The following is a 25426-nucleotide window of genomic DNA, read 5'->3' on the forward strand; positions in this document are numbered from 1 at the left end:
TGCGCGGATCTTGCCGCCGGCCCGGCACGCCGGCGCGGCACGCCGGCGCGGGGGCCCGGCGCGCGGGGGCGCAGCGCGCGAGGGCTTGGCATGCGACCGGCCTGGCGTGCGACCGGCCTGGCGCGCGGCCGGCCGGCGTGGGCCGGTGTCAGCCGAGTAGGGGGCGGAAGGTTCCGGCCAGGATGCTCGTCGTCAGGGCCGCGCCGGCCAGCGCCGCCGCGCCGACGACCAGCAGCGTGTCGGCGAGCCGGAAGCGCTGCCGGCGGGCCACGGTACGGGGTGTGCCGGCGTCGAACCCGCGCGCGTCCATCGCGACGGCCAGCCGGGTACCTCGGCGGATCGCCCCGACCAGCAGCGCGAACGCCGTGGACGCGAAGAGTCGTAGCTTGGCTACCGGGTTGCGCCCCGCGTCGACGCCGCGGGCCCGGCGGGCCATGCTGATCATCTGCCACTCCTGTCCGAGCAGCGGCACGAGCCGGAACGCGGCCAGCGCCCCGATGGCGAACCGCGCCGGCGCCTTCGCGTTCTGGATCAACGCGTCCGCCAGGTCGGTCGGGTCGGTGGTGGCGAAGACGATCACCCCGGGCAGGGCCACCGCGAAGATCCGCAGCACCAGGCCGAGCGCGGTGAGCAGCACCCCGGTGCTCACCAGCACCGGCCCGGCGTCCAGCAGGACGCGACCGGACTGGTCGGCGGCGAAGAGCACCAGGGTGACCAGGATGCCGACGGCGCTGAGCAGCAGCGGCAGGGCCCGCCGGGCCAGGACCCGGTAGCGCAGGCCGAACAGCGGCAGCACGGCGAGTTCGACGGCGATGGCGACCGCGGGTGCCACCGGGTCGAGCGTGGCCAGCAGGGTGAACGAGAAGACCAACGCGGCGGCGAGCTTCGCCACCGGATTGCGGCGGGCCAACGGCGCTCCGGGCCGGGCGACCGGCTCGATGCTGATCATCGGCGTGGCTCCTGTTCGGCGCTGCGGCGTCGGTAGCGGCGCGTCGCCGCGTTCACGATCGCTCCGAGGTGACGGTTGCGCGCCGCCGCGCTCACGACCGCTCCAGGGTGACGGTGCGGTCGGCGAGCGCGGCGACGAAGTCCGGGTCGTGGGTGACGCTGACGACGCCGTGCCCGGCGTCGCGCAGGTCGGCGAAGAGGTCGACCAGCTCGCCCCAGGTCCGCCGGTCCTGGCCGAAGGTGGGTTCGTCGCAGATCAGCAGGCGTGGCGCGGTGGCCAGGGCCGTCGCCACGCTGAGGCGTCGCGCCTCCCCACCGGAGAGGGTGTACGGGTTGGCCGCCGCGAGCCGGGTCAGTCGTAACCGCTCGAGTAGCCCGGCCACCGTCGCCTTGACCGCTGCCTCGGGTTGACCCGTCCGGCGTGGGCCGAGCGCCAGCTCGTCGAAGACGGTGCCGGTGACGAACTGGTGCTCCGGGTCCTGAAAGACCGACCCGATGCGCCGCGCCAGCGTGGGGGCGCGCCAGCGGTGCGGGGGAGTGCGATGGTCGGCGTCGGCCAGCTCGGCCGAGGCGGTGACCCGGCCGGTACCCGGTTTGAGCAGCCCGCCGAGCAGCAGCGCCAGGGTGGACTTGCCGGCGCCGTTCGGTCCTCGTACGGCGAGGGCCTCTCCGGCGCGTACCGCCAGATCGGTGGGGCCCAGCCGCGACGGCAGGCCGAGCCGGTCGGCGGTGAGCAGCACGTCGCCGGCGGCGGCGGTGGCCCGGCGCGGCGCGATGGGGTGACCGGGCACCCAGACGCCCTCGGCGGCGAGGGCGTCGCCGTGCGTGGCGAAGACCGCGTCGGGTGGCCCGTCCGCGCGGATGCCGCCGCCGGGCTCCAGGACGACCACCCGGTCGACCAGGGGCAACGCCTCAGCCACCCGGTGTTCGACGAGGATCAGGGTGGTGTCGGCGTCCAGCGCGCCCGACACGGCGCCCCGGACCAGGGTGGCGCCGTCCGGATCGAGGTTGGCGGTCGGCTCGTCGAGCAGCAGCAGGCTGGGCCGCAGCGCCAACGCGCCGGCCAGGGCGAGGCGCTGCTGTTCGCCGCCGGAGAGGGCGGCCGTGTTGCGGTCGCGGGGGTACGGGAAGCCGACGCGCCGCAGCGCCTCGTCGACGCGCGGCCAGATCTCGTCCGCGGGTACGCCCCGGTTCTCCAACCCGAACGCGACGTCGTCGCCGCTGCGTGCCATGACCAACTGGGACTGCGGGTCCTGAAAGACGATGCCGACCCGCTCCCGGCCCTTGCGCGGGTCGAGCCCGTCGATCTCGACGGTGCCCTCCTGCTCACCGGAATCGTCCGGCAGCAGCCCGGCCAGTGCGCTGAGCAGGGTGCTCTTGCCGGCTCCCGAGGGCCCGAGCAGCAGCACCCGCTCGCCGTCCTCCACTCGGAGATCCACCCCGCGCAGCGCCCAGGCCCGCCGCCCGGCGTGCCGCCACCCAAAACCCCGCAGCAGTACCCCCACAACCCCTCCTCCCGGTTCCCCACACGCTGTTGATCAAGAGGTTCGCGTCAGAATTCCGCCTCGTGGTGACGCGAACCTCTTGATCAACGAGGCAGGGTCGGACGGGACAGGGTCGGACGGGACAGGGTCGGACGGGACAGGGTCAGACCAGCGCGCGGGTTCGGCCTGATGGGAGGCGGTCCAGGGCGCCGGTGTTGGCCAGGGCGCGGGTCAGGGCCCAGCCGCCGACACCTGCGATGATCGTGGCGCTGACGATGGTGAGCAGCGCGTACGGGATGCGGTAGTCGCCCAGCGCGTACTCGGCGTTCCAGACGAAGAAGTCGAACAGGGCCGCGCTGAGGCCGGTCAGCGCGCCGGCCAGCACGGCGGTCGGCAGCCGGTACGACCGGTACCGGAACGCGGCGAACGCCAGCTCGGCCCCGATGCCCTGCACGATGCCCTGCGGGATGACCGTGCCGGCCCACTGGCTGCCCAGCAGCGCGGACACGACGGCGGCCACCGTCTCGCAGTAGAGCGCGGCGCCGGGCTTGCGGATGACCAGCCCGCCGACCACGGCCGGCATCAGCCACACGCCGTAGATCAGCGTCTGGGCCGGCGGGAAGAAGGCGAACGCGCCCTCGGTGGCGCTCCAGACCAGGCCCCAGGCCCAGAAGATGACGCCGAAGGCGACCGCGATCACCGAGGCGACCACGATGTCGATCGTGCGCCAACGGCTGGTGGTGTTGTCCATGCTGTGCTCCCAGTTCAGTGAAACGAACCAGGAGAAGACGCACGCCGCGCGTCCGGTGGCACCGGACCCACGGCGCGGCTGGAGGTCGACCGAACTCCCTGCGCTGGCATTACCCAGATCAGGTTCGAGGGTCTGCGGGCGTGCCCGCACTCTCAGCGCTGTGCGCTCCCCTGTCGGATGTGAAGTTGTCTCGCTGACGCTAGCACCGACCAGGGGTAACAGCCCAGCAGGGCGTTCCCGCGGCCGGCGCATCCGGGTCGGCGCGACGACGGCTGGGTAGGCTGACGATCATGCAGGTCGACGCGCGGGGTCTGACATTCGAGGTACGCACCGGCGGCCCGTCCGACGGCGTCCCCGTCCTGCTGCTGCACGGGTTTCCGCAGCACAGCGGCGAGTGGGACGAGGTCGTGCCGCCGTTGCACGCCGCCGGACTGCGCACGTACGCCCTCGACCAGCGGGGCTACTCGCCGGGCGCGCGCCCCGCCGAGGTGGCGGGGTACCGGATTCCCGAACTGGTCGCCGACGCGGTCGCGGTGCTCGACGCGCTCGGCCTGGACGCCGTGCACCTCGTCGGCCACGACTGGGGCGCGGTCGTGGCCTGGGCGGTGGCCGCCGCGCACCCGCAGCGGGTCCGTACGTTGACGGCGGTGTCGGTGCCGCACCCGGCGGCCATGGCACACGCACTCGCCACGGACGGCCAGCAGAAGGCCCGGTCGTCGTACATCGCGCTGTTCCGCAAGCCGGGCAAGGCCGAGAAGGTGCTGCTCGCGTGGCACGCGACGGCGCTGCGCAAGCTGCTGGGCGGGGTGGGCGACGCCACCCGGGTGAACCGCTACGCCGACCCGATGCGCGAGCCGGGCGCGCTCACCGCCGCCCTGAACTGGTACCGGGCGATGTCCCGCGCCGACCTGGCCGCCGTGGCCCCGGTCGCCGTACCGACCACCTACGTGTGGAGCGACCGGGACGTCGCGATCGGCCGGACCGCCGCCGAGGCGTGCGCCGCCAACGTCACCGGCGACTATCGCTTCGTACCCCTGGCCGGGGTGACCCACTGGATCCCGGACGCCGCGCCCGCCGCGCTGGCCGAGGCGGTCCTGGCGCGGGTCGCCGGGACGGCCTGAGCCGTGCCGGGCGGGGGAGAGCTGTGACCGTGCCCGTCGGCGGGCCGGGCACCCGTCGGTCGATCGCCGCGCAGCTCCGCCTGCTGGGCGTACGCCCCGGATCGACGGTGCTGGTGCACGCCGGGATGCGCCCGCTGGGCTACGTCTGCGGCGGACCGCAGGCGCTGGCGCTGGCGCTGCGTGACGCGCTCGGCCCGGACGGCACGATCGTGGTACCCACCCACACCCCCGACAACAGCGACCCCGCGCAGTGGCGCAACCCGCCGGTGCCGGTGGACTGGTGGCCGCTGATCCGCGCCGAGATGCCCGGCTTCGACCCGGCGGTCACGCCGAGCCGCTACATGGGCGTCCTCGCCGAGACGGTCCGCTGCTGGCCGGGGGCGCTGCGCAGCACGCACCCCCAGGTGTCGTTCGCGGCGCTCGGCCCGTCGGCCGGGCAGGTGGTGGCGGGGCACGAACTGGCCGACATGCTCGGCGAGGGCTCGCCGCTGGCCCGGCTCTACGACCTGGACGCCGACGTGCTGCTGCTCGGAGTCGACCACAGCGTCAACACCTCGCTGCACCTGGCCGAGTACCGCCGTCCCGCCCTGGTCCGCGAGCGACTGGGCGCGGCGGTGCGGACCGCCGACGGCGGCCGGGAATGGGTGTGGTGGCAGGACGTCCGGCTCGACGGAAGCGACTTCGGCGCGCTGGGCCGGGACCTCGACGCCACGACGGTGGTCCGCGTCGGCCCGGTGGGCGCCGGGACGGCGAGGCTGGTACGCCAGCGGGCGACGGTCGACTTCGCGGTGCGGTGGTTCGCCCGCAACAGACGGACGGAGGACATATGACGGTGAGCGCCGGGGACTACCTGAGGGTGGTGACCGAGACGATGTCCCGGGTGGCCGCCAGCCAGGCCGAGGCCGTGGGCCGGGCCGCCGACCTGATCGCCGAGGCGGTACGCGCCGACGGGGTGGTGCACGCCTTCGGCACCGGGCACTCGGAGGCCCTCGCCATGGAGATCGCCGGCCGGGCCGGCGGGCTGGTACCCACCAACCGGATCGCCCTGCGGGACCTGGTGCTGCTCGGCGGCGAGCCGGCCGACGTGCTCGGGCCGCTGCTGGAACGGGACCCGGCGGTGGCGCACCGGCTCTGGGCGTTGGCTCCCGTACGGCCCGCCGACATCTTCGTGCTCGCCTCGAACTCCGGGGTCAACGGCGCGATGGTCGAGTTCGCCACGCTGCTCAAGGAGCGGGGTCACCGGCTGGTGGCGATCACCTCCGCACAGCATTCCGGCCGGATGACCTCCCGCCACCCGTCCGGGCGCAAGCTGGCCGACCTCGCCGACGTGGTGCTCGACAACGGCGCCCCGTACGGCGACGCGACGCTGCCGCTGCCCGACGGGGGCGCGGTCGGCGCGGTCTCCTCGATCACTGCCGCGCTGCTGGCCCAGCAGGTCACCGTGGAGGTGGTGGCCCGGCTGCTCGCGGCGGGGGAGCGGCCCCCGGTCTACCTGTCGGCGAACATCCCGGACGGGGACGCGCACAACAACGCGCTGGAGGCCCGGTACGTGGGTCGGATCCGTCGCGGCTCCTGACATTGCCGCACGATGAACGGCAGGTGTCGTGAGCCTGTTTCGCGCTCGGTCGTGTGGGGCATTGGCGTTGCTGCCGGCGGCCGGGACCGCCGGCAGTACCGTCTCACCGGAGGTAGCGCGTGTCCAAGGAGACCGAGAAGCAACGCTGGCAGCGCAACTTCGCCGACCTGCTCCAGGAGTTGCGGGTCGCCCAGACCGGCGTGCAGATCCTCTTCGCCTTCCTGCTCACCCTGCCGTTCAGCAACGGGTTCACCCGGACCAGCGAGTTCCAACGCGACGTCTACATCGTCGCCCTGCTCGCCGCGGCCGCCGCCACCGCGATGATCATTTCGCCGGTGGCGTTCCACCGGGCGCTGTTCCGCCAGGGGCGCAAGCCGGAACTGGTGCGGTTCGCGCACCTCATGGCGACCGGCGGCCTCGCCTTCATGCTGATCGCCATGGTCAGCGCGGTGCTGCTGATCACCGACTTCGTGCTGGACCGGCCGATCGCCTTCGTGTTGAGCGCGCTGGCCGGGCTCTGGTTCCTCGTCTTCTGGGTGATCCTGCCGTTCGCCCGCCGCAACTGGGGTGACGACGACATCGACGACGAGGACGACGACCCGGACACGCTCAGCGTCGGCTGATCTCCGTCGATGTTCCCGCCACGCTACCCCTGGGTAACAACCGGGGGTAGCGTGGCGTTAGTCGCACACGTCGAGCAGCCGCACCGAGCTTCGAGGGGGCAGCCGTGACCACGACACAGGACGGCCGACCGGCACCGGACGGCCCCGAATCCGGTCCTGCCCCCGAACCCGGTGCCTCGGCCGGCACCGCCGCGCCGCTGCCCGCCGAGGCGGGCCAGGTCTCGGAGAAGGAGGCCCGCCGGGTCGCCGAGGCCGCCCGCGAGTCCACCTGGGACCGTCCCAGCTTCGGCAAGGAACTGTTCCTCGGCCGGTTCCGGCTCGACCTCATCGACCCGTGGCCGCGCTCCGACCCGGACGACGTGGCCCGCGCTGAGGAGTTCCTCGGCCAGCTGCGCTCCTTCGTCACCTCCGAGGTGGACGGCGCGGCCATCGAGCGGGACGCCTCCATCCCCGACTCCGTCTTCCACGGCCTCGCCGACCTCGGCGCGTTCGGCATGAAGATCGACCGGAAGTACGGCGGCCTCGGGCTGAGCAACCTGCACTACTGCCGGGCCCTGATGCTGGCCGGCTCGGCCAGCCCGGCGATCGGCGCGCTGCTCTCGGCCCACCAGTCGATCGGCGTGCCGCAACCGCTGAAGATGTTCGGCACCGCCGAGCAGAAGCAGCGCTTCCTGCCCCGACTCGCCGCGGGGGAGGTCTCCGCGTTCCTGCTCACCGAGCCGGACGTCGGCTCCGACCCGGCGCGCCTCGCCACCACCGCCGAACCGACCGTCGACGGCACCGGTTACCGGCTCAACGGCGTGAAACTCTGGGCCACCAACGGCACCGTGGCCACCCTGCTGGTGGTGATGGCCCGGGTGCCCACCGAAGGTCGACGCGGCGGCATCACCGCGTTCGTGGTGGACGGCGACAGCGCCGGCATCACCGTGGAACGGCGCAACGAGTTCGTCGGCCTGCGCGGCCTGGAAAACAGCCTGACCCGCTTCCACGACGTGTTCGTGCCCGCCGAGAATGTCATCGGCCGCGAGGGCAAGGGCCTCAAGATCGCCCTGACCACGCTGAACACCGGCCGGCTCTCGCTGCCGGCCATGTGCGTGGGCGCCGGCAAGTGGGCGCTGCACGTGGCCCGGGGATGGGCCGCCGACCGCGTCCAGTGGGGACGGCCGGTGGGCGAGCACGAGGCCGTCGCCCAGAAGCTCTCCTTCATCGCCGCGACCACGTACGGCATGGAGACCATGCTCGACCTGTGCTGCCTGCTCGCCGACGACGACCGCAACGACATCCGGATCGAGGCGGCGCTGGTCAAGCTCTACGCCAGTGAGATGGCCTGGAAGATCGCCGACGAGCTGGTCCAGATCCGGGGCGGGCGCGGCTACGAGACCGCCGACTCGCTGGCCGCCCGCGGCGAACGCCCGGCCAACGTTGAACAGGTGCTCCGCGACCTGCGCATCAACCGGATCTTCGAGGGCTCCACCGAGATCATGCACCTGCTGATCGCCCGGGAGGCCGTCGACGCCCACCTGTCGGTGGCCGGCGACATCATCGACCCGGAGGCGGGGCTCGGCCGCAAGGCCCGCGCCGGCGCCCGAGCGGGAGCGTTCTACGCGCGGTGGCTGCCGACCCTCACGGTCGGCAAGGGCCAGAGCCCATCGGCGTACGCCGAGTTCGGCCCCCTCGCCGGCCACCTGCGTCAAGTGGAACGCTCCTCGCGCAAGCTGGCCCGTTCGACGTTCTACGCGATGTCCCGTTGGCAGGGAAAGATGGAGCGCAAGCAGGCGTTCCTCGGGCGCATCGTGGACATCGGCGCGGAGCTGTTCGCGATGTCCGCCGTCTGCGTCCGCGCGTCCGCCGAACGTGACTCCCACCCGGAGAACGTCGAGCTGGCCGACCTGTTCTGCCGGCAGGCCCGCGTTCGGGTGGACGCGCTGTTCGCCGCCCTCTGGGACAACACCGACTCGGTCGACACCGCCGCCGCCAAGCGGATCCTCGCAGGCCGCTACGCGAGCGTGGAGGAGGGCGTCGTCACCCCGTCCGCCGAACTGCCCTGGGTGGCCCGCTGGGAGCCCGGCCCGTCCACCGCCGAGGACGTCCGCCGCCGTATCCCCCCGAAACCGTAACGTTCGCGACAGGTCCCCCGCCCCATCGGCGGGGACGATCGCGGCGTTGGCAGGGAGATCGTGCTCGATCCTGGATCCAGTGGCATCCCTCCGACCCCGAGGCCACTACTTCCTGGTTCGAGCACGATCGCGGCTCGGCGCGGCTCGGCTCGGCGCGGCTCGGCTCGGCTCGGCTCGGCGCGGCGCGGCGCGGCGCGGCGCGGCTCGGCTCGGGGCGCGGGTCGGGGCGGCGCGGCGCGGGTCGGGGCGGCGCGGGTCGGGGCGGCGCGGGGCGCGGGTCGGGTCGGGGCGGGGCACGTCAGCGGGCGACCGCCCAGGCCAACACCCCGGCCAGGATCAGACCGTTGAGCACGGCCAGCGCGAGGTACGCGGCGGGCGGGATCTTCTTGCCCCGGCGGACGAAGGAGACCAGCACGGCGGCGTAGCCGAGCAGCAGGACGGCGATGACGATCAGGAAGTAGAACACCCGACGACCTTAACGGCCTGCACCCGCCCCTCCGAGCCGCCGCCACACCCCCGCCCCCGCGCCCCCCGCCCCCGCGGCCCGGGTCCGGTGTCCGCGCCGATCTTGCACTTTCGGTCGTCAACTCGGCACGGTATGCCCCTTTAGTCACCACAGAAAGTGCAAGATCGCGAGGCGGTCACCGCCCGATCTCGTCGATCATGGAGTTGTGGTGCCTGTTATGGGGGTTGACGGGTGCTTTGTCGCCCACCAGAACTCCATGATCGACGGGCGAGGGTGCGGGCGGGGTGGGGCGGACGTGGGGGTGGGGGTGAGGGCGCGCCCGTGGGCGGGGGCTTGGGCGCGGCTGGGTGAGGGTGACGGTCGGCGTGAGGGCGTGTGGCGGGGGTGAGGGTGACGGTCTCGGCGTGAGGGCACGTGGCGGGGGCGAGGGCGTGGGCGCGTGGGGAGGGCGCGGGGGGAGGGCGCGTGGGGAGGGTGAGAGCGTGGGCGCGGGTGGGCGCGTGGCGGGGGCGTGGGCGCGTGGCGGGGCGTGGGCGCGTGGCGGGGGCGAGGGCGTGGGCCCGGGTGGGCCCGGGTGGGCGCGTCGAGGGTGCGTCGAGGGCGCGTGGCGAGCGCGAAGGTGGGCGTGCGGGCGCGGGGTTAGGGCTGGGGGTTAGCGGGATTTGTGGCGGAGGCCTAGGTGGCGTAGTTCCAGGGCGGCCAGGGCGTCGACGGTGTTGTCGTCGCCGCGTCGCCACGCCTCGGCGACGTCGGGCGCGATCCGGGTGAGGCGGCCCAGCGGTTGGGTGGCCAGCGCGCGGAGCGCGAGCAGGTCCCGTCCGGCGGGTACGGCGGCGAGCTTCGCGGCCGAGCCGGCGCGGCGCATCCAGCGCAGCCGCAGCGGCAGCCAACCGAAGAGCACCAGACCGAGCGGGAAGATCAGCACCGCGACGGCGAGGGCGAGGGCGAGTTGGTCGACGAGGTGCTGCTGCTCCCGGCCGGCGTCGGCGAGCCCTCGGGCGGCGTCGGCGGCGCGCTGGAAGGGCGCGGTCAGCTCGTCACCGACCAGCGGTACCCGGCGTACCTTGCCGCCGGCGTCGGCGAGGTTGTCGGCGAGGCCACTGCCCGCGCCCTCCAGCTTCTGCCCGGGTACGGCGAGCTTCTGCACCAGGTCGTGCAGCCAGAGGGCGGCGCGGATCGCGGCGTACACCCAGATGACGACGAGCAGGTCGGTGAGCAACTGACGGACGGCGGTCGTAAACCGATCGGCGTAGATCTTCACGTCGGACAGCGTGCCACGAACGACGACGGCCCGGCACCCGTCGATTCGGTGGCCGGACCGGAGGGCGGGAACCAGGCGTCGATCAGGCGAGCCGCAGGTCCACGAACGCGATGGTGTCGCCCGGTAGGACGTACCGTTCGGTCTCGACGAAGCCGTGGTGGCGGGCGAACCGCAGGCCCTCGTCGTTGGACGCCAGCACGACGGTTTCGATGGTCTGCGCGCCCAGCTCACGGGCCCGGGCCAGCCCGCGCTGGTAGATCTGCTCCCCGTAGCCGTGCCGGCGGCTCTCGGGTAGCACCCGGGCGATCACGGTCGCGGCGTCGGGTGCCGGGGGACGTACGGTCGAGCAGCCCACGGCGACCCCGTCGGCGTACGCGACCTCAAGGATGTGGCGCTGGGCGCGAGCGGCGATCTCGTCGGCCGACAGGGGCGCCGTCGGGATGATCGAGTTGTGGATGTGCTGCCAGTCGCGCAGCGCCGTCTCAGCGCCCGCGGACTGGACCGGCGTGAACCGAAGGCCCGTCATCGGACACAGGTCGGGCAGGTGCCGAAGATCTCCAGGGTGTGGCTGACGTCGGCGTACCCGTGCTCGGCGGCGACTCGGTCCGCCCAGCTCTCCACCGCCGGGCCGGCGACCTCGACCGTCCGCCCGCAGGCCCGGCAGACCAGGTGGTGGTGGTGGCCCTCGCTGCACCGGCGGTAGAGGTGCTCGCCACCGGGCGGGCGCATCACGTCGATCTCGCCCGCGTCGGCCAGCCCCTGGAGGGTGCGGTAGACGGTGGTCAGGCCGACCCGCTCGCCGCGCTGCCGGAGCATCGCGTGCAGATCCTGGGCGCTGTGGAAGCCCTCCATCTCGCCCAGCAGCGCGCTCACCGCCGAGCGCTGCCGGGTGTTGCGTACGGCGGCGTTGCTCTCGCTCATGATCCCTCCCCCGCGTGACTGACCGCGTCCGCCACGATGTGCGCGACGTGCTCGTCGACCAGGCTGTAGGCGATCTCCCGACCGCGCCGCGAGCCCCGCACCACGCCCGCCCCGCGCAGCACCCGCAGGTGCTGGGAGACCAGCGGCTGCGCGGCGCCCAGCTTCTCCACCAGCTCGTGCACGCACCGCTCGCCGTCGGCGAGTTCGCTGACGATGGCCAGCCGGATGGGCGCGGACAAGGCTCGGAGCAGTTCGCTGGCTCCGTCGAAACCCTCGTAGCCCGTTGCGCTGGTCATCTTGCAACGGTAACCAATACCACCGACATCCGCCGATCCGGCACGGCTAGTCCAGCACGACCTCGTGCGGCTCCAGGGCTGGTACGAGCGCCGGCGCGGTGCGGCGGTGCCGCCTACGCCAGATCGTCCCGGCGACGGCCATCACCAGGAAGGAGGCGATCGCCAGCAGTACCACCGAGGCCCCGGGCGGGGTGTCGGCGCTGGCGGCCACCCAGACACCCGAGCCGGCGGCGAGGAACCCGAGCGCCATGGCGGCGGTCATCGTGCTGCGGAAGCCCCGGGTGACCTGCTGGGCGGCGGCCACCGGAACCACCATCAGCGCGCTGATCAGCAACACGCCGACGGCCCGCATCGCGATGGTGACCGTGACCGCGGTGGTGACCGCGATCAGCAGGTTGAGCGTGCGCACCGGGAGGCCGGAGACGCGGGCGTACTCCTCGTCGTGGCTGATCGCGAAGAGCGCCGGTCGCAGGGCGATCATGGTGATCAGGATCGCCGCACCGAGCACTCCGACGGTGATCAGGTCGTTGGTCGAGGTGGAGAGCAACGATCCGAACAGGTAGGCGTTGAGGTTGGCGCTCGTCGCGTCCGAGAGGCCGACCAGCAGGACGCCACCGGCGATGCCGCCGTAGAAGAGCAGGGCCAGGGCCAGATCGCCGGAGGTACGCCCGCGGGCGCGGACCAGCTCGATGGTGATCGCGCCGACGGTGGCGACGATCACCGCCACCAGCACCGGTGAGCGGTTCAGGAGCAGGCCTGCGCCGACACCCGTCAACGCCACGTGGCCGATGCCGTCGCCGATCAGCGTCAGTCGGCGCTGCACCAGGTAGATGCCGAGCGCCGGAGCGGCCAGGCCGATCACCAGCGCGCCGATCAGGGCACGCTGCATGTAGGGGTACTGGAAGAGTTCCATCGTTAGTTGCTCCACAGCCCGGCGGGCTCGTCGGGACCGTGCGGGTGCACGTGGTCGTGGTCGGGCTCGGCGTGGTGGCCGGCCGGGTCCGGGACCGGGCCGTCGTGACAGATGCCGCCCTGGTGGACGACGACCGCCCGGCTGATCACCGGTCGCAACGGGCCCAGCTCGTGGGCCACCAGCAGCACCGTCCCGCCGTCGGAGACGAAGTCGCGCAACGCGCCCGCGAACGCCTCCTGGCTGGCCGCGTCCACCCCGGCGGTGGGCTCGTCGAGGATCAGCAACTCCGGCTTACCGGCCAGCGCGCGGGCGATCAGGGTGCGCTGCTGTTGACCGCCGGAGAGGGTGGACACCGGATCGGTGGCCCGGTCGGCGAGCCCGACCGCCCGCAGCGCCGCGTCGACGGCGGCCCGGTCGGCGGCGCCGGGCGGGCGCAGGATGCCCCGGCGGGCCAGCCGGCCGGAGGCCACCACCTCACGGACGGTGGCGGGCACGCCCGACCCGGCGCCGAGGCGCTGCGGGACGTACCCGATGCGCTGCCACTGGCGGAACTGGCGCAACGGCCGGTCGAAGAGGGTGATCGAGCCGGAGCTGAGCGGCACCAGGCCGAGGATCGTGCGGATCAGCGTGGACTTGCCGGAGCCGTTGGCGCCGAGCACCGCGACCACCTCCCCGGCGGTCACGGTGAACGAGACGTCCCGGAGCACGGTGCGGCCGTCGTAGCCGACCGCGCCGTGTTCGACGGTGATGACAGGGGTGCTCATGAGCAGCTCAACGCCGTCCGCAGGGTCCGCAGGTTGGTACGCATCACCGAAAAGTAGTCGGCGTCGCTGCCCGCTGCGAGTCCTTCGATCGGATCGAGCACCGCGGTCTTCGCGCCGACCTGACCGGCGATGGTCTCGGCGACCTTCGGGCTGACCAGCGCCTCGAAGAAGATCGTGGTGGCGTGGTGCTCCTTTGCCTCCTCGATGACCTGGGCGAGCCGCTGTGGCGAGGGCTCGACGTCGGGGCTGAGCCCGGTGATGCCGACCTGGTCGAGGCGGTAGCGGTCGGCGAGGTAGCCGAACGCGGTGTGGCTGGTCACGATCTCGCGTCGCTGGCAGGTCGCCAGGCCCTTGGTGAACTCGCCGTCGAGGGTGGTCAGGTCGGCGCGCAGGGCCGCGGCGCGGGCGGTGTAGTCGGCGGCGTGCTTCTCATCGACCGTGCCGAGCTGTTGGGCGAGCTTGTCGCCGATGGTGGCGAGCCGGATCGGGTCGAGCCAGACGTGCGGGTCCTTGGCGTGCCCGTGCCCCTCCTCCCCCTCCTCGTCGCCCTCGTGGTTGTGGCCGCCGGCGCTCGCGTCCATCAGCGGCTGCACGCTGGCCACGTCGAACACGGGTGCGTCGTCGTCCTGCGCGATCGCCTCGTCCACCGCGGGCTGGAAGCCCTTGAGGTAGACGATCAGCTCGGCCTCGGTGATATCACCGACCTGGCGTGGGCTCAGCTCCAGGTCGTGCGGCTCGGCGCCGGGCTTGGCCAGGTTGGTGACGCGGACGGCGTCGCCGCCGACGCGCTCGGCGACGAACTGGAGTGGGTAGAACGCGGCCACCACGTCGACCCGTTGGGGATCGGCGCCGGCCGGGCCGGCGGTGGAGCAGCCGGCGGCGGCGCCCAGGGCGATCAGGGCGGTCGCGGCGGCGGCCAGGACACGGGACGTGGTGCGGTTGCTCATGCCGCCAACTGTCCGTGGTAACGACAATGATTGTCAAAAACGCATGCTTGCATGTCAGAGCAGCTTCGCCAGGCCCACCGTCACCAGCAGAGTCAGCATCAGCAGTCGGACCACCCTCGTCTGCGGCGCCTGAACCGACCACGTGGTCGCCAACAGGACGATCAGGGCGGCGGCGAGGGCCAGCGTCAGCAGGCCGCCGACCACCCCCGGCGTGAAGAACGCCACCAGCACCACCACCAGGGTGAGCAGGAACACCGACGTCGGGTTCGCCCCGGCCAACCGGGCCAGCAGAGGGCGCTGCGTACGCTGCATCCCACAGACTCTACGAGGAGGAACCCCCGGTGCTGGTGACCAACCGGTTCGTGGTCGACGTCGATGTCGCCGACGGCTTCACCGAACGGGCGCACGCCGCCCTCACCGCGCTGGCCGCCTGCCCCGGCTACCTGCGCGGCCAACTGGTCCGGGCCCTGGACGACCCCCGCTACTGGTCCCTGGTCACCGAGTGGGAGTCGGTCGGCACCTACCGGCGGGCGCTGGGCGCCTTCGAGGTCAAGGTGAGCGCGGTGCCGTTGCTCGCCGAGTCGGTCGACGAGCCGTCCGCGTACGAGGCGCTGGCCAGCGCCGCGCCGGGCGGAGCCGTGGTGGTCGCCGAGAGTGATCGGGCCGCAGGTCCTTACCGCTGAGACTCGGGCACTACCCTGCTCCTATGACCGCACCCGCCCCGCCGCCCGGTCCCGGTGTGGCTCCGCCCTTCGCCGCGCCTCCCACCGAGGGGCGTCGTACCCGGCTCTGGATCGGACTCGGCGTCGGCGCCCTCGCCGTGCTGCTCTGCTGCGGCGGGGGTGGCACGGCCATCGTGGGCCTGGCCGTGAGCGGCGTGCAGGCGGTACGCGAGCAGGGCCGCACGGTGACCGGCGACTACTACCAGGCGCTCGTCGAGCGCAACTACGGCCGGGCGTACGACCAGCTCTGCGACGACGCGCAGCGGCGCGAGTCCCGCCCCGAGTTCGAGCGGCGGGCGGCCGCCGAGCCGCAGGTCACCGCGTTCCGGGTGGGTGAGGTGGACACCACCAACCTCACCGTGCCGGTGGACGTGACCCTGGACGGCGGCGACCGGGAGCGTCAGCAGGTCAGCCTGGGTCAGGACGGTCAGACCGGTGGCATGGAGGTCTGCGGGGTGAGCTGACCCGCCCCCGGTATTCTGCTGGGCTCGGGGCGACGGTGGTCGTACCGTTGTTCCGAACCGACCGTTCCATCCACATCTCGCCCCCGCCGACCGCCAGCCGGCGTAGGAGGAAACATGCCAGCCGACCGTATCGACGCCGTCGTCAGCCTCGCCAAGCGCCGAGGCTTCGTCTTCCCCTCCAGCGAGATCTACGGAGGCACCCGGTCGGCGTGGGACTACGGTCCGCTCGGCGTGGAGCTGAAGGAGAACGTCCGCCGGCAGTGGTGGAAGACCATGGTCCAGCAGCGCGACGACGTCGTCGGCCTCGACTCCGCGGTGATCCTGGCCCGCAAGGTATGGGAGGCGTCCGGCCACATCGCCGAGTTCGTCGACCCGCTCACCGAGTGCCAGTTCTGCCACAAGCGGTTCCGGGCGGACCACATCGAGGAGGCGTACGAGGCCAAGCACGGCCACGCGCCCACCTCGCTCGCCGAGGTCAACTGCCCCAACTGCGGCAACAAGGGCACCTTCACCGAGCCGAAGATGTTCAACGGCCTCATGAAGACGTACCTGGGCCCGGTGGAGAGCGACGAGGGGATGCACTACCTGCGCCCGGAGACCGCGCAGGGCATCTTCGTCAACTACAAGAACGTCGAGACGGTCGCCCGCAAGAAGCCCCCGTTCGGCATCGCGCAGACCGGCAAGTCGTTCCGCAACGAGATCACCCCGGGCAACTTCATCTTCCGGACCCGCGAGTTCGAGCAGATGGAGATGGAGTTCTTCGTCGAGCCGGGCACCGACGAGCAGTGGCACGAGTACTGGCTCCAGGAGCGCTGGAACTGGTACCTCGACCTCGGCCTGTCGGCGGACAATCTGCGCCTGTACGAGCACCCCGCCGAGAAGCTGTCGCACTACTCGAAGCGCACCGTCGACATCGAGTACCGGTTCCAGTTCGGCGGGACCGAGTTCGCCGAGCTGGAGGGTGTCGCCAACCGCACCGACTTCGACCTCTCCACGCACAGCAAGCACTCCGGCGTCGACCTGTCGTACTTCGACCAGACCAAGAGCGAGCGCTGGATGCCGTACGTCATCGAGCCGGCCGCCGGTCTGACCCGGGCGGTGCTCGCCTTCCTGCTCGAGGCGTACGACGAGGACGAGGCCCCGAACACCAAGGGTGGCGTGGACAAGCGCACGGTGATGCGGTTCGACCCGCGCCTGGCCCCGGTCAAGGTGGCGGTGCTGCCGCTGTCGCGTAACGAGGCGCTGTCGCCCAAGGCGAAGGACCTCGCCGCGCTGCTGCGCAAGCGTTGGGTGGTGGAGTTCGACGACTCGCAGGCCATCGGCCGCCGCTACCGCCGGCAGGACGAGATCGGCACCCCGTTCTGCGTGACCGTCGACTTCGACACCCTGGACGACAACGCCGTGACGGTCCGGAACCGGGACACCATGGGTCAGGAGCGCGTCTCCCTGGACCAGGTCGAGCGGTACCTCATCGAGCGCCTCCCCGGCTGCTGACGTGTAAGGAAGGGCCCCTTCTTAACGCCTCAGGTATAGGAGGGGGCCCTTCCTAACTCTGCTGCCTGCGAGCTGAGCCGAGCTGAGCCGAGCGGAGTCGTGTCGGCCGTCGTACTCGATCAGGTCCTGGCATTTTCCGGGTCGGCCGGATCGACCCGGACCCGGAGCGTGGCTCCGACGCCCTGCCGGGACTCGTACGCGTCCTCGACAGTTCGTCGAATGCGGTCCGGACGACGTCGGAGCTGCGCTGGCGTCACGTGCAGAACTAGGACACCGTGCCGGCTCAGCTCGTTGTGCCGCTCCAGCGTCCGAGCCCAGTCACTCGGGCTGAAGTGGTACTCCTGTGAATCGACCTCCAGCGCCACCGCCGAATCGGGCAGGTACCCGTCCGGCGTCGGCAATACCGCCCCGTCGAGTGTGCGAAGGCGAGGATTCCAGCGAATCCGCGGCAGGATCGGGCTGTCTGCCAGGCACTCACGCAGCTCCGCCTCCGGAGCTGACCGGGTGCCGGCCACGACCTCCGCGTACGCCATCCTGACCAGCGCGGTGCGACTGCGCCGCGCCCGGCGGATCTCCTCGTCCAACCTGCGTAGGTCGGTGAACCCGCGCTGGATGGACTCGGCGACGACGGCCCGCACAGGGCGAAGCTGCCCAAGGTCACGGGCCGCGTCCACCACCGCCCGCGCTGGCGAACAAACGGGGTAGGGCGCGCTCGAACGCGGCCGGCTGTCCAGTGCCAAGGCTCGCCGAACAACGGCGTAGCCCGCCGACCGACGCCGCGCGTAGTGCGGCACGACCAGGTGTACGTCGGTGTTACGCGGAATCTGCCGGAACCCGTACCAGGTGAGCGCGGCCAAGCTGGTCAGCTGCGCCTGCGGCCAGGCGTAGAGCGCGGCGGAGATCCGCCGTTGTTCATCGGTCAGCATGCCCGTGAACAGGGCGTACGTCGCTGGCAGGACGCGTTGCCACTGGCCGCGCCGGGCCTGGCGGTAGAGGTACATGTCGTTGTAGCCGGCGGCGAGCAACTGAGCCCGGGTGGCGATCTGCTGCTGCCGCTCGACCACTGCCGCCAGCTCGGGTGGATGTTCACGCATGAGGGCAGCCTGACTGCGGGAACCAGGCCGTGTCCTGCCCCGCCCTACGGCCTGTGGAAACTCCGGCGGGGTGTGGATAACTCCGTTGATCATGCGGCGGTGTGATATGCGTCGTGTGAGGAAGGGGCCCTTCCTATGCGCTAGGCGGTAAGGAGGGGCCGTTCCTTACACTTGTGCGGTGACCGTGCCCGCGCTGCGCCCGCTGACCCTCGGGCCGTACCAGGTGTCACCGCCGGTGGTGCTCGCGCCGATGGCCGGGATCACCAACATCGGCTTCCGCCGGCTCTGCCGTGAGCAGGGCGGCGGCATCTACGTCTGCGAGATGATCACGACCCGGGCGCTGGTCGAGCGGAACCCGAAGACGCTGCGCATGATCGCCTTCGGCGACGACGAGCAGCCACGCAGCCTCCAGCTCTACGGCACCGACCCGGAGATCACCGCCGCCGCCGTGCGGATCGTCGTCGAGCGGAACCTGGCCGACCACATCGACCTCAACTTCGGCTGCCCCGTACCCAAGGTCACCCGGCGGGGCGGTGGCGCGGCGCTGCCGTGGCGGCGCCGGCTCTTCGCCCGCCTGGTGAAGGCCGCGGTGGACGCCGCCGCACCCTCCGGCGTGCCGGTCACGGTCAAGATGCGCAAGGGCATCGACGACGACCACCTGACGTACGTCGAGGCCGGGCTCGCCGCGCAGGAGGCCGGCGTCGCCGCGGTGGCCCTGCACGGGCGTACGGCCTCGCAGCGCTACTCGGGCACCGCCGACTGGGACGCGATTGCCACCCTGAAGCAGGCCCTGGACGTGCCGGTGCTCGGCAACGGCGACATCTGGGAGGCCGACGACGCGCTGCGGATGGTCGCCCACACCGGCGTCGACGGCGTGGTCGTGGGTCGCGGCTGCCTGGGACGGCCGTGGCTCTTCGCCGACCTGGAGGCCGCCTTCACCGGTCGGCCGGAGCGGCGGCTGCCCACCCTCGGCGAGGTGGCGGTGACCATGCGCCGGCACGCCGAGCTGCTGGTCGACCAGTTCGTGGCGGGCGCTCGCAACCCGGCCCGGGGTGAGCGGGACGGCTGCACCGACTTCCGCAAGCACGTCGCCTGGTACCTGAAGGGTTTCCCGGTCGGCGGCGACCTGCGCCGCTCGCTGGCGATGATCGAGAGCCTGGCCCAGCTCGACGACCTGCTCGGCAAGCTCGACCCGGCAGAGCCCTTCCCGCTGACCGCGCTGGGTCAGCCGCGCGGGCGTACCAACTCGCCGGGCAAGGTCGCCCTGCCGGACGGCTGGCTGGCCAGCCGGGACGACGACACCGTCCCCGAGGGCGCCGAGATGGACGACTCCGGCGGCTGACGGCCGGCGGCGGAGGCGCGCTCCGCGACAGACCTGACGACATGCGAACAAGGGCCGGACCCCGGGTGCGGGGTCCGGCCCTTGTCGGTGGTGCGGGTCGCGGGTCAGCTGGTGGCGTAGCCGCGGGTGGCGATCCAGTCGGCGAGGTGCTCGATGGTGATCTGGTACGAGGCGGTGTCCGGGTTGGCGGAGTCGGCGATCGTGACGACGTTGCCGTTGTCGCGGTAGCCGGTCACGCTGATGTAGTGCCCGCCCTCGTAGGAGTGGGTGTTGCCGTCGGTGTCGGTGCTGGTGCCGGCGATGTTGGCGACCACGGCCCGACCGTCGTCCACGGTCTTGACCACGTCGGCGCGCAGCGTGTCGGTCTGCTTGGCGTCAGCGTCGGGGCTGCTGATCTCCACCGACCGGTAGGCGTCGGCCTTGCCGGTCTCCTTGTTCAGCACCGGGGTGATGTCGTTGATGCTGTTGGTGCCGGCCTCGGTGGTGCCCATCTCCTTGGCCATGGCGTCCACGTCGATGTTCTTACCCTGCACGCTCAGCGCGTTACGGGTAGCGGCGGGGCCGCAGTAGTAGAAGTTCGGCTGCGCCTCGTACCGCACGCCGAGCTCCCGCTCACCGTGACCCTTGCGGTCGGAAACCGTCTGGGTGCTGGGCTTGGCGTCGGACATGGCGTACGCGGCGGTCACCGGACCAGCGATCGCTCCACCGGTGAAGGCGAGGCCAGCGGCGGTCAGGGCGGTCTTACGAATCAGATCGGTACGCATGATGGCGTGCTCCTCTGCTTCATCGGGGGATACGCACTCGGCACACGGGGGTGTGCCGGACGGAAGTTCTTGGGGATCGGCCCGGCGACCCGGCGGGGCCTGCTCGGGGGTGTCCCGGAGGGTGGTGCAACGGTCCGGGCCAGCGGATCATTCCCGCCGGGGAACCGGGTACGGCCGGTGGTGCTCGGCCGTGCGGGGATGTAACGACGCCGACCTGGCGGGTGTTCCCGGCGAGGGCTGCCCGCGAGCCGGCGTGGCGGTGCTCGGTGGTGCGGGGGGTGTAACGACGCCGACCTGGCGGGTGTTCCCGGCGGGGGCTGCCCGCGAGCCGGCGTGGCGGTGCTCGGTGGTGCGGGGGGTGTAACGACGCCGACCTGGCGGGTGTTCCCGGGGGCCGCGACCCGGGGTCGCGGTGGCATGGGAGGTATAACGATCCCGCCCCGCCCGCGATTCCGCCGCCGGGGTGTCGTCCGCCACGGGACGATCGCACCACGGCCGCCCAAACCGCCCGCCCGGACCGGATGTTCCGCCGCCAACCGTGGTGATCGACTCGACGTCGGGGATGTTGGGGTATCCGGGTGGGCGGGACACCCCGATATCGGCGAACCCGAGTCGATCATCCCCCGGACTAGGTGCCGTGTCGTCAGCGTTCGGCGGTGTCTGCCTTGGCGGCGGGGCGCTGGCCCGGGATGGTCGGAATGGCCGGCCAGGGGATCTCGGGGCTGCGGTGGAAGGTGATCCCGGCGGTGGACCAGCGCGGGCCGTGTCCGGCCAGCCGGTCCCGGAAGCCGGCCCAATCGTGCGTCGCCCGGGGCGACCAGCCCAGCTCGGCGATGGCGGGGAGCCGGGGGAGCAGCAGGAACTCGATGTCGGCCAGCGAGGTGACCGATTCGGTCCACAGCGGGGCCTCCACGCCGAGGACGGCCGTGCTGGGCACGCCGTCGACGTGTGTGCCCGGATCCCAGTCGTACGCGCGGCGTACGTCGATGAGGCCGGCCCAGTCGTGCCCGATCGGGGTGTCGTCGGCGTACTTCATGTCCAGGTACGCGTGGTTGCCGGGGGAGACGATCAGTCGGGCGCCCCGGCGGACGGCGTCGGCGGTGGTGGGGTCGTCGGTGTCCGTACCCCACCACTGCAGGACCCGCCCGTCGACGTGGGCGGCCGGGGCGAGCTGATGCCAGCCCACCACGGTCTTGCCGGTGTCGGCGACGAGTCGCTGCGCCCTCTGCACGAAACCGGTGTAGACCTCGCCCTTGACCTTGAACGCCTCGTCGCCGCCGATGTGCAGCCACGGCCCCGGGGTGAGGGCGGCGACCTCACCGAGTACGTCGGCGATGAAGTCGTACGTCTGCTCGTCGGCCGGGTCGACGTAGCTGAAACCGACCTCGGTGCCGGTGTACGGCGCGGGCGCGACCTTGTCCGGCGCGAGGCGCGGGTACGCGACGAGCGCCGCGTTGGTGTGGCCCGGAAGGTCGATCTCCGGGACGACGGTGACGTGCCGGGCGGACGCGTACGAGACGATCCGCCGGTAGTCGTCCTTGGTGTAGTGCCCGCCGGGGCCGCCGCCGACCTCGCTCGCCCCGCCGACGGTGGCGAGCCTCGGCCAGGAGTCGACGGCGATGCGCCAGCCCTGATCGTCGGTGAGGTGCAGGTGCAGGTGGTTGAGCTTGTAGCGGGCCAGGTGGTCGATCACCCGCAGGACGTCCTCGACGGCGAAGAAGTGTCGGGCTACGTCGAGCATCGCGCCCCGGTACGGGAAGCGGGGGCGGTCCAGGATCGTGCCGCCGGGCAACGCCCAGCGGGCAGCCACCGGCGTCGGGCTCTCCACGGCGGCCGGGAGGAGCTGCCGGAGCGTCTGGACGCCGTAGAAGAGACCGGTGGCGGTCGCGGCGATGACGCGTACCCCGGTGGTGGTCACGTCGAGCCGGTAGCCCTCCGCCCCGAGGTCGGCGCTCTCGCCGGGGGTGGGGGGCGTCGTCGGGGTCGTGCCGGCCAGGGTGAGCGTCAGCGTGCCGGCCGGGTCCGCCGCGAGGGTGTCGGCGACGGGCAGCGGGAAACCGGTCGCCGGGCGCAGCAGCTGGGCCAGGTGGTCGGCCACCTCCCGGGCGCCCGGGTGGGCGGTGACCCGGATGGCGGTGTCCCCGTCGAGCACGAACGTCACCCCCGGGTCCGCGTCGAGGAGTTCCGGTGCCGGCACGACGTTGTCGAGGCCGACCGGCGGGGCGAGCAGGTCGTCACCGGCCGCCCGAGCGGCGAGCGCCGCCAGGTCACCGGCCTCCGGCTGGTGCGCGGGCAGCGCGATCCCGTCGGCGGCGGCGAGGTGAGCGGCGGTGCTCGGGTCCGGGGTGGGGGAGGAGATCGGGAGGGAGGACACGACGACGGCTCCGGAAGGGGTTATTTCGCGTCGGATATGGCAAAAGCGAGCTTCGGCAGATCCAGTGGCGTCAACAATACGAGGACCGGGGATATTGCGTGATTGTGCGCGTGGAAGCGTTCCCAAAAACCGGTACGAACGCGGATAGTCGTGATAGCTGTGCCTATTGTCACCGAACGGTCCCAGGCCACCCGATCTTCGCTTAACCTTCGCCCTGAACCTTCGTTAAGTGTCAATCCGGCGCGCGTGGGAGGCTCTGGTGGCAGCGCAAGAGACCGACGAACACAAGTACGTCTACGACTTCTCCGAGGGCAACAAGGACCTGAAGGACCTGCTCGGAGGCAAGGGCGCCAACCTCGCCGAGATGACCAACCTCGGCCTGCCCGTGCCGCCCGGCTTCACCATCACCACCGAGGCGTGCCAGGCGTACCTCGCGACCGGCCGGGAGCCCGACGGCCTCGCCGGTCAGATCGAGGCGCACCTGCAGGCGCTGGAGCGCGAGATGGGCAAGCGTCTCGGCGACCCGGGCGACCCGCTGCTGGTGTCCGTCCGTTCCGGCGCGAAGTTCTCCATGCCCGGCATGATGGAGACCGTCCTCAACGTCGGCCTCAACGACCAGAGCGTGGTGGGACTCGCCGCGCAGGCGGGCCAGAACGACCGCTTCGCCTGGGACTCGTACCGCCGACTCATCCAGATGTTCGGCAAGACCGTCTGCGAGGTGCCGGGCGAGGAGTTCGAGCACGCCCTCGACGAGATCAAGAGCGCCAAGGGTACGCACAACGACCTGGACCTGGACGCGGACGATCTGCGAGGGCTCGTCGACGCGTACAAGAAGATCTTCGCAAAGCACACCGGCCGGGAGTTCCCACAGCAGCCGCGTGAGCAGCTCGACCTGGCCATCCGCGCCGTCTTCGAGTCGTGGAACGCCGAGCGCGCGGTGCTCTACCGCCGCCAGGAGCGCATCCCGGCCGACCTCGGCACCGCCGTCAACGTGGTGACCATGGTCTTCGGCAACCTCGGCCCGGACTCGGGCACCGGGGTCGCGTTCACCCGGGACCCGGGCAGCGGCGCGCAGGGCATCTACGGCGACTACCTGGCCAACGCCCAGGGCGAGGACGTGGTGGCCGGCATCCGCAACACGGTGCCGTTGCAGGAGTTGGAGCGACTCGACAAGTCCTCCTACGACGAGCTGTTGTCGATCATGGCCCGGTTGGAGGAGCACTACCGGGACCTGTGCGACATCGAGTTCACCATCGAGCGCGGCAAGCTGTGGATGTTGCAGACCCGGGTCGGCAAGCGGACGGCCGCCGCCGCGTTCGTCATCGCCGGGCAGCTCGTCGACGAGGGCCTGATCGACGAGGACGAGGCCCTGCACCGGGTCAACGGCGCGCAGCTCGCCCAGCTCATGTTCCCCCGCTTCCAGCTCGACCACGAGTTCGAGGCGGTCGCCACGGGCATCGGCGCGTCACCCGGCGCGGCGTCCGGCAAGGTGGTCTTCACCTCCGCGCGGGCCGTCGAGCTGGCCGCCGAGGGTGAGTCGGTGATCCTGGTCCGCCGGGAGACCAACCCCGACGACCTGAACGGCATGATCGCCGCGAAGGGCATCCTCACCTCGCGCGGCGGCAAGACCAGCCACGCCGCGGTGGTGGCCCGGGGCATGGGCAAGACCTGCGTCTCCGGCGCGGACGAGATCGACGTCAACGTGCCCGCGAAGCGGTTCACCGTGGCCGGGCAGACCGTCGACGAGGGCGACGTCGTCTCCATCGACGGCACCACCGGCAAGGTGTACCTGGGCGAGGTGCCGGTCATGCCGTCGGAGGTGGTGCAGTACTTCGAGGGCAGCCTCGACGACGAACACGTCGACAACCCGCTCGTCCGGGCCGTACACCGGATCATGACGCACGCCGACGGGAAGCGGCGGCTGGCGGTCCGCACGAACGCCGACACCGGCGCGGACGCGGCCCGCGCCCGGCGCTTCGGCGCCGAGGGCATCGGGCTGTGCCGCACCGAGCACATGTTCCTCGGTGACCGGCGCGAGCTGGTGGAGCGGCTGATCCTGGCCCGCGCCGAGGGTGAGCGCGACGAGGCGCTGGCCGCGCTGCTGCCGATGCAGCGGGCCGACTTCGAGGAGATCTTCCGCGAGATGGACGGCCTGCCGGTCACCGTCCGGCTGATCGACCCGCCGCTGCACGAGTTCCTACCGCCGCTGGAACAGCTCGCGGTCAACGTGGCGGTCGCCCAGGAGCGCGGCGAGGACGTGGCCAAGGAGGAGGCGCTGCTCGCGGCCGTCCGGCGGATGCACGAGGAGAACCCGATGCTCGGGCTGCGGGGCGTACGCCTCGGCCTGGTCATCCCCGGCCTGTTCGCGATGCAGGTCCGGGCCATCGCCGAGGCCGCCGTCGCGGTCGTCCGCGCCGGCGGCAAAGCCTGCCCCGAGATCATGGTGCCGCTGGTCGGGGCCGTGCAGGAGTTGGAGACGGTACGCGCCGAGGCCGAGAAGATCATCGCCGAGGTGGTCGGGGACAGCGGCGTCGAGGTGCTGATCGGCACCATGATCGAGGTGCCCCGGGCGGCGCTGACCGCCGGTCAGATCGCCGAGGCCGCCGAGTTCTTCTCGTTCGGCACCAACGACCTGACGCAGATGGGCTGGGGCTTCTCCCGGGACGACGTCGAGGGCGCGTTCTTCTGGCGGTACCTGGAGCTGGGCATCTTCGGCATCTCGCCGTTCGAGTCGATCGACCGTGACGGCGTCGGCCGGCTGGTGCGGATCGCCGCCGAGGAGGGGCGGGCCGCCCGCCCCGGGCTGAAGCTCGGCGTCTGTGGCGAGCACGGCGGCGACCCCGACTCGGTGCACTTCTTCCACGAGGTCGGCCTGGACTACGTGTCCTGCTCACCGTTCCGGGTGCCGGTCGCACGCCTGGAGGCTGGCCGCGCGGCCGTGCAGACCGACGGCTCGGACAGTCGCTGACGCGTGACGCCGTGGC

At 72.1% G+C, this 25426-nt stretch carries 25 protein-coding genes and 1 riboswitch; of the genes, 10 read left to right on the top strand and 15 right to left on the bottom strand.

Annotation, left to right across the window (positions count from 1 at the left end; genetic code table 11):
- Positions 1-148 precede the first annotated feature (148 nt).
- From ACIBTX_RS29590 to ACIBTX_RS29600, 3 genes are all read right to left on the bottom strand, one after another.
- Positions 149-949, bottom strand: a complete 801-nt coding sequence (locus ACIBTX_RS29590; RefSeq protein ID WP_357175827.1) for an energy-coupling factor transporter transmembrane component T — start codon at positions 947-949, stop codon at positions 149-151.
- Positions 950-1040: 91 nt separating this feature from the next.
- Entirely contained in the window at positions 1041-2453 is a 1413-nt protein-coding gene (locus ACIBTX_RS29595) for an ABC transporter ATP-binding protein (RefSeq protein ID WP_396833286.1), read from the bottom strand.
- A 142-nt stretch (positions 2454-2595) separates the two neighbouring features.
- On the bottom strand, positions 2596-3183 hold the full coding sequence (locus ACIBTX_RS29600; RefSeq protein ID WP_357175824.1) for an ECF transporter S component: 588 nt from the start codon (positions 3181-3183) through the stop codon (positions 2596-2598).
- Positions 3184-3260: 77 nt separating this feature from the next.
- A riboswitch (TPP riboswitch) is annotated at positions 3261-3365 on the bottom strand.
- 108 nt (positions 3366-3473) lie between these two features.
- Here ACIBTX_RS29600 and ACIBTX_RS29605 point away from each other — a divergent pair.
- The 5 genes from ACIBTX_RS29605 (at position 3474) to ACIBTX_RS29625 (ending at position 8620) form a co-directional block, all read left to right on the top strand.
- Entirely contained in the window at positions 3474-4304 is an 831-nt protein-coding gene (locus tag ACIBTX_RS29605) for an alpha/beta fold hydrolase (RefSeq protein WP_396833287.1), read from the top strand.
- Between the two features lie 23 nt (positions 4305-4327).
- On the top strand, positions 4328-5134 hold the full coding sequence (locus ACIBTX_RS29610; RefSeq protein ID WP_396833288.1) for an aminoglycoside N(3)-acetyltransferase: 807 nt from the start codon (positions 4328-4330) through the stop codon (positions 5132-5134).
- Positions 5131-5880, top strand: a complete 750-nt coding sequence (locus tag ACIBTX_RS29615; protein ID WP_396833289.1) for a sugar isomerase domain-containing protein — start codon at positions 5131-5133, stop codon at positions 5878-5880. The genes ACIBTX_RS29610 and ACIBTX_RS29615 overlap by 4 nt, the downstream gene beginning before the upstream one ends.
- Before the next feature lie 119 nt (positions 5881-5999).
- Positions 6000-6503, top strand: a complete 504-nt coding sequence (locus tag ACIBTX_RS29620; protein ID WP_357133278.1) for a DUF6328 family protein — start codon at positions 6000-6002, stop codon at positions 6501-6503.
- Between the two features lie 104 nt (positions 6504-6607).
- Positions 6608-8620, top strand: coding sequence for an acyl-CoA dehydrogenase family protein (locus tag ACIBTX_RS29625; protein WP_396833291.1), 2013 nt, complete (start codon positions 6608-6610; stop codon positions 8618-8620).
- Between the two features lie 298 nt (positions 8621-8918).
- Here ACIBTX_RS29625 and ACIBTX_RS29630 read toward each other — a convergent pair whose 3' ends face one another.
- The 9 genes from ACIBTX_RS29630 to ACIBTX_RS29670 form a co-directional block, all read right to left on the bottom strand.
- Entirely contained in the window at positions 8919-9086 is a 168-nt protein-coding gene (locus tag ACIBTX_RS29630; RefSeq protein ID WP_357133280.1) for a hypothetical protein, read from the bottom strand.
- A 652-nt stretch (positions 9087-9738) separates the two neighbouring features.
- Positions 9739-10347 (bottom strand): hypothetical protein, encoded by a 609-nt coding sequence (locus tag ACIBTX_RS29635; protein WP_396833292.1) that lies wholly within the window; start codon positions 10345-10347, stop codon positions 9739-9741.
- Between the two features lie 82 nt (positions 10348-10429).
- Positions 10430-10873, bottom strand: coding sequence for a GNAT family N-acetyltransferase (locus ACIBTX_RS29640; protein ID WP_357133284.1), 444 nt, complete (start codon positions 10871-10873; stop codon positions 10430-10432).
- Complete coding sequence (locus tag ACIBTX_RS29645) at positions 10870-11268, bottom strand: Fur family transcriptional regulator (RefSeq protein WP_357133286.1); 399 nt, start codon at positions 11266-11268, stop codon at positions 10870-10872. The genes ACIBTX_RS29640 and ACIBTX_RS29645 overlap by 4 nt, the downstream gene beginning before the upstream one ends.
- A complete protein-coding gene (locus tag ACIBTX_RS29650) occupies positions 11265-11564 on the bottom strand; it encodes a metalloregulator ArsR/SmtB family transcription factor (RefSeq protein WP_282257156.1) in 300 nt (99 codons plus the stop codon). Before ACIBTX_RS29650 ends, ACIBTX_RS29645 begins: the two co-directional genes overlap by 4 nt.
- A gap of 46 nt (positions 11565-11610) precedes the next feature.
- Positions 11611-12477 (bottom strand): metal ABC transporter permease, encoded by an 867-nt coding sequence (locus ACIBTX_RS29655; protein WP_357133289.1) that lies wholly within the window; start codon positions 12475-12477, stop codon positions 11611-11613.
- Between the two features lie 2 nt (positions 12478-12479).
- Complete coding sequence (locus tag ACIBTX_RS29660; protein ID WP_357133291.1) at positions 12480-13241, bottom strand: metal ABC transporter ATP-binding protein; 762 nt, start codon at positions 13239-13241, stop codon at positions 12480-12482.
- Positions 13238-14188 (bottom strand): metal ABC transporter substrate-binding protein, encoded by a 951-nt coding sequence (locus tag ACIBTX_RS29665; RefSeq protein WP_357133293.1) that lies wholly within the window; start codon positions 14186-14188, stop codon positions 13238-13240. The genes ACIBTX_RS29660 and ACIBTX_RS29665 overlap by 4 nt, the downstream gene beginning before the upstream one ends.
- A 54-nt stretch (positions 14189-14242) precedes the next feature.
- The gene (locus ACIBTX_RS29670) at positions 14243-14500 is read right to left on the bottom strand and encodes a hypothetical protein (RefSeq protein ID WP_357133295.1); all 258 of its coding nucleotides are present in this window, start codon (positions 14498-14500) and stop codon (positions 14243-14245) included.
- A gap of 29 nt (positions 14501-14529) precedes the next feature.
- Between ACIBTX_RS29670 and ACIBTX_RS29675 the strand changes: the two genes are divergently transcribed.
- The 3 genes from ACIBTX_RS29675 to ACIBTX_RS29685 all read left to right on the top strand — a co-directional run bounded on the left by ACIBTX_RS29675 (position 14530) and on the right by ACIBTX_RS29685 (position 16868).
- A complete protein-coding gene (locus ACIBTX_RS29675) occupies positions 14530-14871 on the top strand; it encodes an antibiotic biosynthesis monooxygenase (protein WP_007463893.1) in 342 nt (113 codons plus the stop codon).
- Positions 14872-14894: 23 nt separating this feature from the next.
- On the top strand, positions 14895-15374 hold the full coding sequence (locus ACIBTX_RS29680; RefSeq protein WP_357133299.1) for a hypothetical protein: 480 nt from the start codon (positions 14895-14897) through the stop codon (positions 15372-15374).
- Positions 15375-15488: 114 nt separating this feature from the next.
- Entirely contained in the window at positions 15489-16868 is a 1380-nt protein-coding gene (locus ACIBTX_RS29685) for a glycine--tRNA ligase (protein ID WP_357133301.1), read from the top strand.
- A gap of 119 nt (positions 16869-16987) precedes the next feature.
- Here ACIBTX_RS29685 and ACIBTX_RS29690 read toward each other — a convergent pair whose 3' ends face one another.
- Entirely contained in the window at positions 16988-17962 is a 975-nt protein-coding gene (locus ACIBTX_RS29690; protein WP_396833293.1) for a type IV toxin-antitoxin system AbiEi family antitoxin domain-containing protein, read from the bottom strand.
- Positions 17963-18140: 178 nt separating this feature from the next.
- Here ACIBTX_RS29690 and dusB point away from each other — a divergent pair, with 178 nt between their 5' ends.
- Positions 18141-19304 carry a tRNA dihydrouridine synthase DusB gene (gene dusB, locus ACIBTX_RS29695; protein ID WP_357133305.1) on the top strand — a complete coding sequence of 388 codons (1164 nt, stop codon included), beginning with the start codon at positions 18141-18143 and terminating at the stop codon, positions 19302-19304.
- Positions 19305-19408: 104 nt separating this feature from the next.
- On the opposite strand, the gene ACIBTX_RS29700 is transcribed toward dusB, so the two are convergent.
- Positions 19409-20068, bottom strand: a complete 660-nt coding sequence (locus ACIBTX_RS29700; RefSeq protein ID WP_357133307.1) for a C39 family peptidase — start codon at positions 20066-20068, stop codon at positions 19409-19411.
- A 643-nt stretch (positions 20069-20711) separates the two neighbouring features.
- A complete protein-coding gene (locus tag ACIBTX_RS29705) occupies positions 20712-22442 on the bottom strand; it encodes a beta-N-acetylhexosaminidase (protein WP_396833294.1) in 1731 nt (576 codons plus the stop codon).
- A gap of 259 nt (positions 22443-22701) precedes the next feature.
- On the opposite strand from ACIBTX_RS29705, the gene ppdK reads away from it, so the two are divergent.
- On the top strand, positions 22702-25410 hold the full coding sequence (gene ppdK / locus ACIBTX_RS29710) for a pyruvate, phosphate dikinase (RefSeq protein ID WP_396833295.1): 2709 nt from the start codon (positions 22702-22704) through the stop codon (positions 25408-25410).
- The last annotated feature ends 16 nt before the right edge of the window (positions 25411-25426 follow it).

The organism is Micromonospora sp. NPDC049359, from assembly GCF_044466585.1.
Lineage (GTDB): Bacteria > Actinomycetota > Actinomycetes > Mycobacteriales > Micromonosporaceae > Micromonospora.

Coding starts and splice junctions, on each gene's coding strand:
- ACIBTX_RS29590 (WP_357175827.1), bottom strand. CDS start 949: ATGATCAGCATCGAGCCGGTCGCCCGGCCCGGAGCGCCGTTGGCCCGC.
- ACIBTX_RS29600 (WP_357175824.1), bottom strand. CDS start 3,183: ATGGACAACACCACCAGCCGTTGGCGCACGATCGACATCGTGGTCGCC.
- ACIBTX_RS29605 (WP_396833287.1), top strand. CDS start 3,474: ATGCAGGTCGACGCGCGGGGTCTGACATTCGAGGTACGCACCGGCGGC.
- ACIBTX_RS29615 (WP_396833289.1), top strand. CDS start 5,131: ATGACGGTGAGCGCCGGGGACTACCTGAGGGTGGTGACCGAGACGATG.
- ACIBTX_RS29640 (WP_357133284.1), bottom strand. CDS start 10,873: ATGACGGGCCTTCGGTTCACGCCGGTCCAGTCCGCGGGCGCTGAGACG.
- ACIBTX_RS29645 (WP_357133286.1), bottom strand. CDS start 11,268: ATGAGCGAGAGCAACGCCGCCGTACGCAACACCCGGCAGCGCTCGGCG.
- ACIBTX_RS29650 (WP_282257156.1), bottom strand. CDS start 11,564: ATGACCAGCGCAACGGGCTACGAGGGTTTCGACGGAGCCAGCGAACTG.
- ACIBTX_RS29655 (WP_357133289.1), bottom strand. CDS start 12,477: ATGGAACTCTTCCAGTACCCCTACATGCAGCGTGCCCTGATCGGCGCG.
- ACIBTX_RS29660 (WP_357133291.1), bottom strand. CDS start 13,241: ATGAGCACCCCTGTCATCACCGTCGAACACGGCGCGGTCGGCTACGAC.
- ACIBTX_RS29665 (WP_357133293.1), bottom strand. CDS start 14,188: ATGAGCAACCGCACCACGTCCCGTGTCCTGGCCGCCGCCGCGACCGCC.
- ACIBTX_RS29670 (WP_357133295.1), bottom strand. CDS start 14,500: ATGCAGCGTACGCAGCGCCCTCTGCTGGCCCGGTTGGCCGGGGCGAAC.
- ACIBTX_RS29680 (WP_357133299.1), top strand. CDS start 14,895: ATGACCGCACCCGCCCCGCCGCCCGGTCCCGGTGTGGCTCCGCCCTTC.
- ACIBTX_RS29685 (WP_357133301.1), top strand. CDS start 15,489: ATGCCAGCCGACCGTATCGACGCCGTCGTCAGCCTCGCCAAGCGCCGA.
- ACIBTX_RS29690 (WP_396833293.1), bottom strand. CDS start 17,962: ATGCGTGAACATCCACCCGAGCTGGCGGCAGTGGTCGAGCGGCAGCAG.
- ACIBTX_RS29700 (WP_357133307.1), bottom strand. CDS start 20,068: ATGCGTACCGATCTGATTCGTAAGACCGCCCTGACCGCCGCTGGCCTC.